At 48.2% G+C, this 14,273-nt stretch carries 12 protein-coding genes; all 12 read right to left on the reverse strand.

The window, feature by feature from the left end:
* Position 1 precedes the first annotated feature (1 nt).
* Complete coding sequence (locus AAKU61_RS06645; protein WP_354330689.1) at positions 2–652, reverse strand: C40 family peptidase; 651 nt, start codon at positions 650–652, stop codon at positions 2–4.
* A 195-nt stretch (positions 653–847) separates the two neighbouring features.
* Positions 848–1,933: a peptide chain release factor 1 gene (gene prfA, locus AAKU61_RS06650; protein WP_354330691.1), complete on the reverse strand. Its 1,086-nt coding sequence runs from the start codon at positions 1,931–1,933 to the stop codon at positions 848–850.
* Between the two features lie 146 nt (positions 1,934–2,079).
* A complete protein-coding gene (gene hemA / locus AAKU61_RS06655) occupies positions 2,080–3,360 on the reverse strand; it encodes a glutamyl-tRNA reductase (protein WP_354330692.1) in 1,281 nt (426 codons plus the stop codon).
* Positions 3,361–3,544: 184 nt separating this feature from the next.
* A complete protein-coding gene (locus tag AAKU61_RS06660) occupies positions 3,545–5,989 on the reverse strand; it encodes a CHASE2 domain-containing protein (RefSeq protein WP_354330694.1) in 2,445 nt (814 codons plus the stop codon).
* A 3-nt stretch (positions 5,990–5,992) separates the two neighbouring features.
* Positions 5,993–7,807, reverse strand: a complete 1,815-nt coding sequence (locus tag AAKU61_RS06665; protein ID WP_354330696.1) for a FecR domain-containing protein — start codon at positions 7,805–7,807, stop codon at positions 5,993–5,995.
* 227 nt (positions 7,808–8,034) lie between these two features.
* A complete protein-coding gene (locus AAKU61_RS06670; protein ID WP_322121121.1) occupies positions 8,035–8,730 on the reverse strand; it encodes a response regulator transcription factor in 696 nt (231 codons plus the stop codon).
* 624 nt (positions 8,731–9,354) lie between these two features.
* Positions 9,355–9,618: a cell division topological specificity factor MinE gene (gene minE / locus AAKU61_RS06675; protein WP_322121122.1), complete on the reverse strand. Its 264-nt coding sequence runs from the start codon at positions 9,616–9,618 to the stop codon at positions 9,355–9,357.
* 1 nt (position 9,619) lies between these two features.
* Positions 9,620–10,435: a septum site-determining protein MinD gene (gene minD / locus AAKU61_RS06680; RefSeq protein ID WP_322121123.1), complete on the reverse strand. Its 816-nt coding sequence runs from the start codon at positions 10,433–10,435 to the stop codon at positions 9,620–9,622.
* A gap of 103 nt (positions 10,436–10,538) precedes the next feature.
* The gene (minC, locus tag AAKU61_RS06685) at positions 10,539–11,312 is read right to left on the reverse strand and encodes a septum site-determining protein MinC (protein ID WP_354330801.1); all 774 of its coding nucleotides are present in this window, start codon (positions 11,310–11,312) and stop codon (positions 10,539–10,541) included.
* A gap of 277 nt (positions 11,313–11,589) precedes the next feature.
* The gene (locus tag AAKU61_RS06690) at positions 11,590–12,471 is read right to left on the reverse strand and encodes a ParB N-terminal domain-containing protein (RefSeq protein WP_354330699.1); all 882 of its coding nucleotides are present in this window, start codon (positions 12,469–12,471) and stop codon (positions 11,590–11,592) included.
* Between the two features lie 298 nt (positions 12,472–12,769).
* Entirely contained in the window at positions 12,770–13,690 is a 921-nt protein-coding gene (locus tag AAKU61_RS06695) for a LysR family transcriptional regulator (protein WP_354330803.1), read from the reverse strand.
* A gap of 49 nt (positions 13,691–13,739) precedes the next feature.
* Positions 13,740–14,270 (reverse strand): ureidoglycolate lyase, encoded by a 531-nt coding sequence (locus tag AAKU61_RS06700; protein ID WP_354330700.1) that lies wholly within the window; start codon positions 14,268–14,270, stop codon positions 13,740–13,742.
* Positions 14,271–14,273: the final 3 nt, after the last annotated feature.

Genomic DNA, 14,273 nt, shown 5'->3' on the forward strand with positions numbered 1-14,273 from the left:
ATCAAACATCAATCTTGACGACATCAAGTAGTTGATACTGAGTCATAAATTCATCCAGAGTTTGCCTGATCACACCGCGTTCACCATGCGCATGCCAAATGTCCGAGTTGATATAAATGCCGACGTGATGAATGCCGCGACCACCGATGCGTGTGCAAAAGACCAGATCATTATTTGTGATGTCCGCCAAGGTCTTGCTGATACCTGCACGGCGCTGGTCGTAGGTGTTTTTGGGAATGCGTTGATTCAGTACATCTAAAAAATAACGTTGCGTCAGACCTGAGCAATCTACGCCATGGCGCGTGATGCCGCCCCAGATATAGGGTGTGTTTTGCCATTGCTGGAAGAACACTTCTACCGAAAGTTGCGCTGATTGCGGTAGTACAAACGCGGTCAGCGTTGCATCAACAGCGAGGCTGCTTACTGATAACCAGCCCAGCACCTGATCTGATTTCATGACAAGCGCATGGACGTTATAGAAACCTAAGATACGCACCACTTCGTCCGCTTCGATTTGTGATTGCCGCAAGCTGTCTTTTTCAATCGCGGTCATAGCCTCGTAATTGGCTGCCGGGTGACGCAGCACATCGACCAGACTTAGCGCTTTTGCGTAAGTTTGCGGCAGCCATTGGTCTGGTTCAATTCTGATCATGGGTGATAGCTTTGGCTAAGTGCGTAGAGATTGAGTAGAATGATTTTAAAATACTCCCACTATGTATATTCTAATTGTCCATATAGTATCTGGACGTAAAGCTATATTTTACTTAATTTATGGGGGAGTATATGTATTTTGGTATTTGTCCCGTGTGAATCCGCGTTGAATCTGCCATACCTGCTTTAGCCCATTTTAAATCCCATCATCACCCAAAGCTGCCAGCAATTCTGCCTGATGTTCTGCCACCAGTGCATTGGTCAGCTCCACCAGATCGCCGTCCAAAATAAAATCTAGTTTGTACAGAGTCAGGTTGATGCGGTGATCGGTCATCCGGCCTTGCGGATAATTATAGGTGCGGATACGTTCGCTACGGTCGCCCGAGCCGATCAGGCTCTTGCGGGTTGCTGCTTCTTTTGCTTGTTTCGCGCGCATCTGACCATCCATGATGCGGGTTGCCAGTACGCGCATCGCCTGGGCTTTATTTTGATGCTGGCTGCGACCGTCCTGGCATTCGACTACGATCCCGGTCGGTAAGTGGGTCAGACGCACGGCAGAATCCGTTTTATTAATATGCTGACCACCTGCACCGGAGGCGCGGAAGGTGTCGATACGCAAATCGGCATTATTGATCACGACATCGGCCAGTTCATCTGCCTCTGGCATTACCGCGACGGTGCATGCAGAAGTGTGGATGCGGCCTTGAGTCTCGGTGGTTGGTACACGTTGTACGCGATGACCGCCGGATTCAAATTTCAGTTTAGAGTAAGCACCAAAACCGGCGATGCGGATGATGACTTCTTTGTAGCCGCCCAGTTCTGACGGGGATTCCGACATCATTTCGATTTGCCAGCGATTACGTTCCGCAAAACGGGTGTACATACGCAGCAAGTCGCCCGCAAATAACGCTGCTTCATCGCCACCGGTACCGGCGCGAACTTCCAGCAAAATATTACGTTCGTCATTCGGGTCTTTGGGCAGCAGCATTTTTTGCAAATCGACTTGTAACTCTTCCATGCGCTGTTTGGCGTCATTGATCTCTTCCTGAGCAAAATCTTTCATCTCAGGATCTGCCATCATTTCTTGCGCCGAATCGATATCATTTTGTGCTTGCTGGTAATTCTTATACAGTTCCACCAAGGGTTCCAACTCGGCATGCTCACGGGTGAGCTTGCGGTAGTTGTCCATGTCATTGGTGACGCCTTCCTGATTTAATAGTTGACCCACTTCGACCAGGCGTTCTGCCAATTGGTCGAGCTTAGAGAGCATGGATGGTTTCATCGTCTTACCTGTTATTGTGAGTACAGTGAGATCGTCACTATGGGATTATTGCAGATACGCAGTCGTTCTTGGAGCGCATCAGTTTTGATTCGATTTTGATGATGAGTGGCAAGTTGCCAGTGTCATCAGATGAGTTTTGTGCGTCGCTAACGCTTGGTACGGAATAATTGCGGTAATAGTGTAGCAAGACGGGCGCGTTCGTCGCCGCTAGCCTGATGCAAAGCCTGTTGCGGGCCATGCAGAAATTTGGCGGTGATGCCTTTGGAGAGCGCTTCTAACACCGCTTCAATATCATCCCCACGGGCTAGCATTTTGCGTGCTCTTTCTAGCTCCAGCAAGCGCATGGCTTCGCTGTTTTCATGCAAATCCTGAATGATAGGCACTACCAGGCGACCATCTACCCAATGCATAAAGGACTGCACACGGGTTTCGATAATTGCTTCTGCCTGCGTCACCGCTGCCTGGCGATTTTCTTTACCAGTTTGCACCACATTGCCCAGATCATCTACGGTGTATAGAAACACGTCATCCAGCGCGCCGACTTCTGACTCAATATCGCGTGGTACCGCCAGATCCACCATAAACATAGGGCGATGACGACGCGCTTTGACTGCGCGTTCAACCATGCCCAGACCGATAATCGGCAATGACGACGCCGTGCAAGAGATGATGATGTCAAACTGGGACAAACTATTTGGTAGTTCTGCCAGACGGATTGCTTTGCCATTAAAGCGGTGCGCCAGTACTTCGCCACGTTCCAGCGTGCGGTTGGCGATAGTGATGCTCTTAGGATTTTGTGCAGCAAAGTGGGTGGCGCATAATTCGATCATTTCACCAGCGCCGATAAACAGCACATGTTGCTCAGAAATTTTATCGAAAATCCGCTGCGACAAACGTACAGCAGCAGCTGCCATTGACACACTGTGCGCACCGATTTCAGTGGTGCTGCGAACTTCTTTTGCGACGGCAAAAGTACGCTGGAATAACTGATGCAGATAAGTGCCAAGCCCACCCGCGGCATCTGCCTGGCGCACGGCGTCTTTCATCTGACCTAAAATTTGCGGTTCGCCCAACACCATCGAATCTAGGCCAGACGCTACGCGGAAAGCATGGCGGACAGCATTGTCTTGCGGCAGCGTGTACAGATGATGGCGCAACTCGGCATAAGGCAATTTGTGGAAATCTGCCAAAAAATGCGCAGTCGCATCGACCGGATTATCCACATGGCTCGCCGCATACATTTCGGTACGGTTGCAGGTCGATAAAATCGCTGCCTCCACTTCCGTTTGCTGATTGAATCCGTCGCGACCAAACCAGGAGCGTGCAGCCACCACCGCCGGACCAATCTGGTCAGGCGAAAACGCCAGCTTTTCGCGGAGCGACACTGGCGCAGTCGTGTGGTTGAGGCCAACAGCTAGTAGTTGCATAATTGGGCGGTTAGGGCGTGTGGCTTAGGCAGCTTAATGTAGATCAAATGCTTAGATCGCTTGCTGAAGTAGTTGCAAACACTTGCAAACACCAGCAAACACGGCTGCCATTATAACGCTTAGCGCAGATCAAGTTTCTGCACAGTTACATGGTTTGATCCAGATCAATACAAATCAAACCAGATCAAATACTAAATGCTGGTAATTTGATATTAAAGGTCGTACCTTCGTTGGGGGCGCTGACGAAACTGATCTGACCGTGATGACGATCAATCACCGCTTTGACGAATACCATTCCCAGGCCGACACCATCATTTTTGGGTTGCTCGCCATTTCTAAAACGTTGAAAGCGCTGGAATAATTTGGGCTGATCGGCTCTGGCGATTCCATAACCTTGGTCGCTGATAGAGCAAATGACGGAGGCTTCTGCCAGACCCCGTTCGTATTCCAGGCTGCAACTGATAATCGTGTTGGGCGGACTGTATTTGATCGCGTTAGAGAGCAAATTGGTCAGAGCGCGCGTCATTAGCGCCCGGTCAACCCGCACCGGATAGTCACCTGCTGGTATTTGACTCGAGATACGGATATTTTTGGCCCTAGTGAGGGTCCACATTTCTTCGGTCGCATCCAACAAGATATCCTGAAAGTCCGTGTCTTCCATTCGATAATCTTGCGATTCAGCGCGCGCTAACTGCACAAAGTTATCTGCCAGCCCGAGCGTGATACGAGACGCTTTTTCGATACGACTTAAAAAGTCTGCCTGTGGTAAAGCGGTAGCGGAGTCTTGTTGCAGCTCCAGCAGCGCCAGAATAGATGCTTGCGGAGCGCGCATATCGTGCGAGATAAAATGTAAGGTCTCGTCCCGGCTGCGTTCTGCTGCTCGGATATTAGTGATATCAATCAGACTGACAATCCAGCCCACTAGTTCTTTGCTGCTGGAATAGCAAGGTGCACTTTTGATCAACAAGTCACGACTGCGGGGATCCACCACTTCTATACCGCTTGCCATAGTTTTACTTTGATGTAAATCTAGCAAATGCCACCAGCTAAATGCGTTGCTGGCAGTCTGGTCCATCGCTTGCGGATTACTCATTTTGGCGAATAAATAGGGTACCAAGGCATCGTTCACTTGCGGTATGCCTATGCTACTAAAATAATCTTTGGCAACTTGGTTGGACATCAACACATTACCGTCTGTGGTGGTGACTAGCGTAGCATCAGGCAAACTACTTAAGCTGTCGCTCACAAACTGACGCAGATCACGCACCCGGCGCGCCGCCAGTTGCATTGCATCGATGCGTTGTTCTAAGCGATCTTGCAAGGGACGGCTTTTTTCTTCGTCATCCAGATCGATCTGTAGCTCAGGAAGCAAATGAGGCTCATTGTCCAGCAAGATAAATTCTTCACCCAGATACCTGATGGCGGCTTCCAGCCGGCGCCAGCTCCAGAGCGGATAAGCGATAATCAGAATAAACAGTGCCGCAGTGGGCGGTAGCCATACGCCTTCACGCAATGCCACATAACTGATCAGCAATAAGCCTATAAATAAAATCACGGTGATGACTAACGCGATCCGCGGTGATAAAAGCAAATAGCCTAGCAATGCGATTAAGACTGCGGAAAAGCAATACAAGCTAGTTTGCCAGTTGGCAGCAAAATGGATGGAGCGATTATCCAGCAGACTAGCCAGGACATTGGCATGGATCTCTATCCCTGCCATATTGCCGTCTTCTCCAGAGACAGGTGTGGGGTAGGCATCTGCCATGCCGATCGCGGTAGGGCCGACTAAGACATATTTGTTTTTGAAAAAACTAGCGGGAACCTCGCCGCGCAAGACCGCAACATAAGGTACTGATGTGAATTGGCCATTGTTGCCATAAAACGGGATATGCATCTGGTAATCACGTTGCCATATACCCTGGATGTTTTGCGCTGTACTGGCTTTAGTTGAGTTATTTAATGCTGGGCTGTCTTTGGCATGATCGCTGGCAGGCGCTCTGGCTCCTGGTAAATTTGTCTCGGTACCAGGCGCGATTTTAGTGCCGATATCTTTCATCGCCAGTGCAAATTGTGGCCACATTTCGCCATTCATACCTTCTCGTAAAAATACGCTGCGGGCGACGCCATCCTGATCCAATTCCAGATGAATATGCCCTAGCTGTCGTGCTGCGCTGGCGAGTGCAGGTATCGGCTTTACGATGCTTAATCCTTTGCCCGCGCTTTCGGATGATAAAGGCAGCACGACAACATTATTCTGGTTTAATGCGTCGGCTAATTGTTGGTCGCCATTGGCTTGGTTTGCCTGCACTGGCTCTGCTTCTGTAAAAGAAACGTCGATGCCGATGGCCAGTGGTTTGGCAGCAGAAAGTTGCCGCAATAATGCAGCATGATTTTCTCTTGCAAAGGGCCATTTACCGAGTTCAGCAAGACTGTAGTCATCAATCGCTACGATGATGATGTCATCACGGGCAGGGACGGAATTGGCTTGCATGAAGCGATCATACAAACTTAGATCAATGCGTTTAAGGACATTGGTTGATGCCAATCCCACTGTGAGTAATAACATCAGGATACTAATGGCTATCCATTCTCGCAGAGCGATCCGTTCTACCTTGATGTTTTTATTCATTGATTAAAAGCCTGGTTTGACGCTGGCACCATCCGATTTGATCGGCTCGCCAGAGCTACTGACCCAGCGAGAATCAATGGTGAATTTTTGCGGTGATGAATATTCACCGACATAACCGTCTGCATCAGTAGCTCTGACCCGAATAAAATAATCACCAGCGGCAATGCGAGGGATTTGTAATTCGGGTTTATCTAGTTTTCTAAAAAAGTAGATATTACTAAAGCTAGCGTCGCGTCCAATTTGGACTACAAAGGTTTGACCAGGCTCAGACGGCCAGTTAAATGTCAATTGATTTGCATCGCCATCACCTGGCGGGTTCATCTTTTGAATCGGTAAAAAATCGACCACTTTGGCATCGCTATAAGGGCCTTGATTGGGTTCGCCATTTTTTTGCGCAATCGTTGCAACCCGCCAGTAGTATTTGCCGTTAGCAAGTTTGTCTGCGCTGTATTGCACGGTTTTTATATTGTTTTGATCCAGCACGATTTTTTCGAAGCCGCTATCGCTGGCGACTTGTAGGCGATATGCCTGTGCATTGGCTGCCTCAGTCCATACAAAGTCTACTTTTTCTGCGCGTATTTTCGCTTTAGGTAGTACGTTAAAGGGTGGTTCAGGGCGAGCTTTAAGAGTGAATGCCTGGATTAACGGTAAGCCTTCCAGGCCAACGCTATCAATCGTACTGGCGCGAATAAAATAATTGCCATCCTCAAGACCATCAATTTTTATCCTGTCTTCAACTGAGCGAACTTCTGTCAACACATTTTGAATTGCCGCATCGCTGGCAATTTGTAAATGGTAGCTTTTTGCTTCGCTAGATTTTTCCAGATTGAAAACCAGTGTTGGTTTTTCTTGTAATTGATAACTACCAACCAGTGTAGGTGGTGGTAATAAATCAACTGCATCACCCACCCCTTGTTGAGTCACTACATTGCCTTTACCGGCCGGTATTACCAGCGTATTTGGTTTTTTGACCGAACCTACGGCAACACCGCCAGACAAGACCTCATTCGCTATGCCATTATCATTCACGCTGACACGGAAATGTGTGCCACGGACACCCGCAACGGCGAGTGGCGAGCGAACCTCAAATCGCCCCTTATTAGATTCCAATGGCGTGACTTTAGACTCGACCCGGCCCTGCAATAAAGTAATTTCAGTACGCGGGCTTTTAGAATATTTGGTCATGCGTAATTTGCTTAACTTGACCTGACTATTGGATGGAATAGAGATACGTGAGTCGTCAGGTAGCACCAAAGTCAAAAATCCATTTTTACCAGTGGTAATCATGGTGCCCTCTTTATAGGTATTTCCTAAAGTAATATTCTCTTCGGCACCAGTGGGTAATTTTGCGGTTGACGTCCCAGCCATCGCCAGCACTTTGGCTTCTACGAGATCAGCTGGCAATAAGTCTAATGGGATCAGGATGAGCGAGCCAATGGGTATTGTTCTGTCATTGGTAATATTATTGACTTTGCCGATGATGACCCAGTTGGGTGTTTTTTCTGTAAATCGTTGCGCAATTGAAGAGAGTGTATCGCCCTCTAAAGCGTAGTAGACCATATCGGTTTCTGTACGCGAGATGGAGCCCGGCTCACCAGTCGATTTTGGCGCGGCAAATACAGCACTGCTCGATATGGACAGCACTAAACTCGCCACACTTAGGATTAACAGGATTAGGTTTTTACGTAGCGATGACCGCAGTGATGGCAATTGCGAGGACAGCGAAAAATAGAAAGAAGTATGGAAAGAAGAACGCAAAGAAGAATACAGCGAAGAATGCAACAAAGGATTGAGGGCAGGGCGTGAAGCGAGCGACATGTAAATCTCCGAAGGGACATTGGTCTGGCTTTGGTATCAGGATTTGTTAGCAAGTCATAAAGACAAGCTGTGGAATCAAACCCTAAACAAGCTGCCAGACAAGCTATCAAACACGTCGATAATAGATACTGCGGCAGATATGATTGCTAATTATTCAGTCCGTGCCCTGATCAATATCCTCGGTAAAGTGCTAACTAAGATTGAAACAGGAAATTGAAGCAGGAATCTTACTGCTCCGCTGTAACTTGCTCCAGGCGATAGCCATAGCTGTAAACGGGAGCCAGTCGGTAGCCGTTTTCTGGCCGAAGTTCGAGCTTGCTACGGACGCGTGAGATATGCGTATCCATGGTGCGTGACGGAATATCAATATCACGCGACCAGACTGCTTCTAAAATATAAGCGCGCGATAAAGGGCGACCAAGATTGCGGAACAAAAGCAGCGCCAGATCAAATTCTTTTTGCGTCATTTCAACCGGTACGTCATTGACACTGACGCGACCAGCGCGCGTTTCAAACTTGTAGATACCAAATTGCAGATGCTCCGACATAGTTTGCGCCGGGTATGCGCGGCGCAACAGCGCTTGCACACGTGCTACCAGTTCGCTACGACGTATTGGCTTGATCATGTAATCATCCGCACCCGCTGCCAGACCCGCGACGATATCGTCTTCGCCAGAGCGGCTGGTCATAAACAAGACCGGCAGATTGGGTGAGAGTTTCTCTCTGACCCAGTGCAGGATTTCAGTTCCGCTCAAATCGGGAACTTGCCAGTCAAGGATCAGCATATCGTAGCTATCACGACGTAAGTTATGCAGCATCTCTTTACCGCTAAGGAAAGGGTGGCAGGTATGGCCAGCCGCAGTCAAGATGGTGCAAACCAGCTCTAATAAATTATTGTCATCGTCAAGTACGGCAATTCTCATGGGAGCACACAGATTGGGGTTGAGCAATCATTGAGTAGTAAAGATACAGCATTGTACCTAACACAAGAATGATTGTAGGAAAGCTTCTAATAATGAGCAAAATAAATAGGCATTTTTTCCATTTTTTCTCAATTAATCATAAAAATAGCAATTAATATTGTCCAATAAGCACTTTTTAAAGATGTGCTGAGCAATTTTTGAAAGAAGTTGGCTAAAAGATTATTTCTAATATTTTTGGTGAAAATGATGCGCAGCCTTACGCAAAAATAAGATTTTAAATTTATATACTGCCATGTAGTATTATTTATTTATCCATATAAAAATTGGCTTACAAGTCTTATTTTTTAAAAATAATTGGGAGTATGTAAATTTATTGTTGAATTGTTAGCCAGATTTATCTACATAATTAAAAGTGGACGTTAGCGCGTCTTCATCAAAAATAAAAACAGCAAATTGAAAAAACTGAAATCATCCTTAAAGCTTAAATTCAGTTTTCTAATTGACTGATAATAAAAATGGCCCATTCCTGTAAAAGAGTGAGCCGTTTTTAAATAGAGCAAATTATGCTTAAAACTTTGCCAATGAATCCAATAATTACGCTGCTAAATTCGTTTGCTTATTCTGTTAGCTACGCAATTCCACATCTGGCAACACCACATTCACATCCAGCACTTCTAAATTGCCTTGGCGATCAAGTGATACTTTGATGTCTTCAGCGTTGACTTTAGTGTACTTAGAAATAACTGCGATCAGTTCTTCACGTAGAGCTGGCAAAAAATCATAGCCATCACGGCTGGTGCGTTCACGGGCGATGATGATTTGCAGGCGTTCTTTGGCGGTGTTGGCGCTCTTTGGTTTATTGTTAAATAAAAATGATAGCAAGGCCATATTACTTACCTCCAAAAATCCGTTGCAGCAGACCCGGTTTTTCATAGTTGACAAAACGCAGGGGCACTTCTTGGCCGAGGAAACGGGAGATCACATCTTCATACGCCTCAGAGACATCGCTGCCCTTCATATGAATTGCAGGATTACCTTGATTGGACGCATGCAATACCGCTTCCGATTCAGGGATCACGCCGATCAACGGGATGCGTAAAATTTCTTGTACATCGGTGTAGGACAACATTTCACCGGCTTCTACCCGTTTAGGTGAATAGCGCGTTACCAGCAAATGTTCTTTTACCGGCTCGCCACCCTCCTGAGCACGTTTGGATTTGGCCTGAATAATACCCAGAATACGATCCGAATCACGTACAGAAGATACTTCAGGATTGGTGACGACTATCGCTTCGTCCGCAAATGTCAGTGCCATCACTGCGCCGCGCTCGATGCCCGCAGGTGAGTCGCAGATGATGTATTCAAAATCCATCTTGATCAATTCGTTCAGAACGCGTTCTACGCCCTCTTCGGTCAAGGCATCTTTATCGCGGGTTTGTGAGGCAGGCAAAATAAACAGATTGTCGCAGTGCTTATCTTTGATCAGCGCTTGCTTTAATGTCGCCTCGCCGCTGATGACGTTGACCAGGTCATACACCACACGACGCTCGCAACCCATAATCAGATCCAGATTACGCAGACCCACGTCAAAATCCAGCACCGCAGTTTTATGTCCGCGCATGGCAAGGCCAGACGAAAAGCTGGCACTGGAAGTTGTTTTCCCCACGCCGCCCTTACCAGATGTCACAACGATGATTCTTGCCACAAAGAACTCCTTTAATTTTTTAACTCAATTTGCTGAAAGCGATTCTGAATCGTTTGACTAGTTGCAATCAATACATTTTTATAATGATATTAATAAATAAATATCAACCCGCCGATTTTACCGATGATACTTCAATACTGTCGCCAATAAGCTTGATTTGTACCGGATGATTTGGTAATAAGGCCGGGAATCCGGTATCAAAGGTGCGGTAAATCCCTGCAATTGAGACCAATTCCGCCTCCATGCTCAGGGCAAAAATCCTTGCCTCGGTATTGCCAGTTGCGCCTGCTAGCGCACGACCACGCAACGGTGCGTAGATGTGGATGCTGCCATCTGCAATGACTTCGGCACCATTGTTGACCGATGCGGTGATGATCAGATCGGTACCGCGTGCATAAATGCGCTGGCCTGCACGTACCGGAGTGTCAATCACCATTGCCGGTAAATGGCTTGCGGGGGCTTGCGCTGCCGGTGCTGCTGATGCCATTACAGGCGCCGCCGGTTCATGAACAACTTCGATTACAGCTGGCTCTGCTGCCACCAAGGTCTCTTGTCGTGGCCGGCTCACTACATCAATACTCAGGCCATGAGCACGGATCGCTGCATGATCTTGATCTAATGCATTGCGAACCGCAACGGGATTTAAGCCGAAGGATTTGAATAAGGGAATCAGAGTTGCCCAGTCGAGTGGTTCGGAGGCAATATTTTCTACATCGATGACTGCAAATTCATCATCAAAAAAATCTGGTGTTCCCGCCGTCATTTCTTTTAAAGCAGCTTCCAGCGTTGCCACCGGTGCTGCATGCAAAATGAGGGCAACTACGACTACAGTGGAAATTTTGATTTCTACAGGCTTGTGCGTCAGGCTGTTTTGCATAGGTGGCAAAGGGTCGCAAATTAAATGGTAAAGGCAATCATTGCCGTAACAGGAACTTCTACAATCTCATTATCAGAACGGAATGCCAGTCGGCAGTCTGGCATCCGAGCGTCCATCTGTGATTTTGTTCAAGTTTCCCCATGTGGTCTGCATCAATTACAGACCTTGAAAACAATACAGGACTCATCCTACCAATTGATGAGCCAGATTGCAAAAAAAACAGGCGCCAGATGCGGGAATATTATGCTTGGCAGACAGCTTGTATCACTTTGGATTGTCAGCCGGATACTGAATTCTGACCCGAACTAAGTTGTGTTAATCGCTCCGTCAATACCAGTTTTTCTGCTTGAAGCTGTGCTACCAGTGCATTGAGCCGCTGGATCTCGATATGCAGGGGATGTTCTCCGGAGGTCGTAAGTGCGGGAGCTAGTTCTGCGCTGCTATCTGCTTTTGTTTCCGCCGCGGGAGTTTTGGCTTGCCTGCCGGACGACTTCATTTCTCGCACCGACTTGGCCGCTTGTTGTAATTCTTTTTTACCTCCGGCGACAGCGGCGATTTGCTGCTCGCTAGGGAGTGAGGCAATCGCTGCTGCCGCACTGATAGAGATGGTGCCCGCGCGCACTGCCTCCACCAACGCTGGTGAGGCCGCTTTTTGGATTTTTTCAATCTGGGTGACCGCGTTGCTGCTGATGCCTGCGGCTTTAGCGATGTCGTCACGGTTGACTTTAGATTTTGGCTCGACCGGTTTGTCTGTCGTTGCATCGCCATTCAACTCGGCTTGATCTGGCACCGATAATTCGCTTGCTGCACCAGATTGTTGCTGGGTGCGGGAGGCGACAATTTCTTGTTTGCGTAATGCCAGCATACCACGCTGAAAGTCAGTGACGCTGCGGCGTCCGATGTGATTATCGATCAGCCATAACACCACATCTTCCATGCTGTTGAGGCTGGTATTTTGTACGGTTTTGAATGGCAGGCCATGTTGCTGGCAAATGGCATAACGATTGTGTCCGTCAATCAGCGTATCGTCCCATAGCACCAGGGCATCACGGCAACCTTCCCGCAGGATGCTGCGTTCCAGCGCTTCGTATTCATTTGGGGTGAGCGGGTCGATCAGAGCAACTTGTGCGCGCAGGTCTTGATTGATTTTGATATTCATTGAGGATGGAAAGAAATGGTCGTGAATTTACATGTTTGATTGTGATGCGCATGAGTGTCATGCATCTAATTCTATTGTGCGCTGACATGGACAGATTGGTGGCCGTTATGTCAGAAGCTTACTGAAGATTGGTCTTTGATTAAAATATACTCGCGGTGAGTATATTTTAATCGTCCAGATAATCCTTGGACAATCAGGCATTATTTTAAAAAATCATAGGGAGTATATCGGAAAATGCGGATGGCACGCCAGCTGGCGTCTGATTGCTAAGCTAGTCCAAGCTCAATCCTGGATCAATTCAGGCTGTCCAGTGACGGCAAAAATCTAGAAAATAAGCCAGACGTGCAGATAGCATTTTATGCTGATGATGGATTAAATAAAAGCGCCGTTCTAACTTGGGGATGCTGGTCTTCATCTCCACCAAGCGACCGATACTGAGCAAATCCGCGACCACGCGGCGCGACAGGCAGGCGATACCCAGACCTTCTGCCGCTGCGTATTTGATGGCTTCTGAATTGCCAAATTCCCCTGCAGGTTGTAAGTGATGCAGGTGTGGCAACAGCGCATGCTCGACGGCTTCACGCGTACCAGAACCGGCTTCGCGCAACAGCCAATTGGCGCTCCGTAGCGCTTTGAGCGGGACTTTGTCGCTAGGCTTGCCCGCCAGAACCGGATGATGCGGGGTGCAGACGATAATCAACTCATCACTGATCCACGGTTCCACTGTCAGATCTGCCTGATGGCAAGGGCCTTCAATTAAGCCAATATCCACTTCAAAATTGCTGACCGCCAGCGCGATGTCGCCGGTGTTGGCAATCGTGACATTGGGATGATGTGCGCCGGAAGTCGTCTGGCTCTTGTTGCTCATGGTGTTCAGTGCGGCCATGATCGCGGGCAGCAGATAGATGCCAATGGTCGTGCTGGCACCGATGCGAAGACCAGCGCCAGATGTCGCATTCTGATCCAGAAATTGTTGTTCTATGGTGTTGGCGGCATCAAGTATCTGGCTGGCTTGCGGTAACAAGAGGCGGCCATTGTCGTTCAGTACTAAGCGCTTGCCGACACGATCAAACAAACTGGTAGCCAATCCACTTTCGAGTTCATTGAGGGCGGCGCTGGTAGCCGACTGCGACAAACTCACCGTCTCAGCAGCAGCCGTGGTGGTGCCGGATTGAGCAATCGCCAGAAAAATTTGTAGCTGTCTGAGTGTCAGGCGCATAGAAGAAAAGCTTGCGGAGATGCGGTCATTATTGCGGTCACTATCATGTTCACGTTGCCGACTTCCGCGCCTGCTCAAGGCTATCATTTGTCAGCCAGAGATCTGTTTGCAAAAACAGTTCATCGTAATTATGTCCTTGGCCTATTCTGTCCATCACCACAAAATCGCTGACTTGATGCAGCGCGATCAGAGGATGATGCCAGACGCCTTTAGCATAATTGACGCCCTGAAAACCGCGACCCAAAAATGCCCGTAAGTGCTCTACTTTAAAATCACCGGCGGGTGCAACGACGACCAGATATTCATCCCCGGTATTTTGTGTCAGGGGAATAAACGCCTGACTACCGAGAGGATGACGTTCCATGATCGTGATTTCCATCGGCAACGCGCGCGGCTGGCCACGGAAAAGACTAATGATCGTTTGCCCTCCCTGATCTGCCGTATCCGCACTGGTCAGTGCATGGTAACGTTCAGTCGTACCCTGATTGATGGGATAGTGTCGCGCACCCTCCAGCATAATCACATCGCCAAAAGCGGCAAAGCGGTCGCGGTTGAGAGGTTCGATGAGAAGTGCTGGCATAAA

Source organism: Undibacterium sp. GrIS 1.2, assembly GCF_040544435.1.
Classification (GTDB): domain Bacteria; phylum Pseudomonadota; class Gammaproteobacteria; order Burkholderiales; family Burkholderiaceae_D; genus Undibacterium.